We start from the raw sequence: 993 nt of genomic DNA on the forward strand, positions 1-993 counted from the left end.
GAACATTTCGCAGAGGGTGCCGGCGGGAGGCAGCGCGGTGCCGCTCGGATACTCCTCCGTCACGATCGCCATGGCGAGGCTCTGCACCACAGCTGCGGCCAGCGGGGGTCGGTTCCGGCGCGGGGGAGCGGACGTCGTGGGGACCAGGGGCAGGTTACTCATCGTCGAGAGCGCTCCATCGCTGTCGTAGTGCGCCACCGGGTGCCGGATGCCAACGCCTCACCTCGGGCGAGGAATTCGGTGCATCGTCACCAGACAGACCAGGCTGGCGCAGCCTTGTTGACCGTGTAAGTTGTATGATAAGTTACCACCGCGCTTGTGGGGGGCACCGAAGTCAAGACGCCCGCCGACCGGCAACGGACCGCGGGCGTTCCTCCTTCCCTTTTCTTTGTTGCGGCCGACGAGTGCCGTGACCGGCATGGAGCGCTGCGTATGAAGATCACGGGATATCGAAGTCTGACGACCGTCCACCGGTGGGGACGCCCGGTCGGTGACGCGAACGGGGTCATCGCGGACGGTGTGACGGNNACAGGACCCCCGCGCCGTCACGGCCCTGTACGACCGCATGCTGGCCCACACCTTCAAGACCGGCCACGGCGGTGCCACGTTCGGCACCATCGGCGCCCTGGACATGGCGCTGTGGGATCTCAAGGGCAAGCTCGCCGACGAGCCGCTGTGGCGCACACTCGGCGCCGCCGACCGCTTCGTGCCCGGCTACGCCTCCGGGCTCGACATCGCCCTGTCCGACGAGGAACTGATCGCCCTGTACGGATGCTGGGCGGAGCGGGGGTTCACCGCCGCGAAGATCAAGGGCGGGCTCGACAGTGAGCGGGACATCAGCCGACTGCGCCTCGTGGCNNAGTTGGGGCCGCCACGAGGCGACCCGGCTGCTGGCGAAGATCGAGGAGCAGGCCGAGCTCACCTGGATCGAGGAACCGGTCCGCCGCTGGGACGTGGTCGGTCACCGCGCTGTCAGCCGGTCCGCGCGCGCGG

Annotated in this window: 1 pseudogene; it reads left to right on the forward strand. The window is 68.7% G+C overall.

Annotated features, from left to right (window positions below):
* Positions 1–432 precede the first annotated feature (432 nt).
* Positions 433–993 (forward strand): annotated as a pseudogene (locus BZY54_RS43325) (enolase C-terminal domain-like protein); the annotation flags it as partial.

Origin of the sequence: Streptomyces carpinensis (assembly GCF_002154505.1) — a bacterium.
In the GTDB taxonomy this organism is placed as follows: Bacteria; Actinomycetota; Actinomycetes; order Streptomycetales; family Streptomycetaceae; genus Streptomyces; species Streptomyces carpinensis.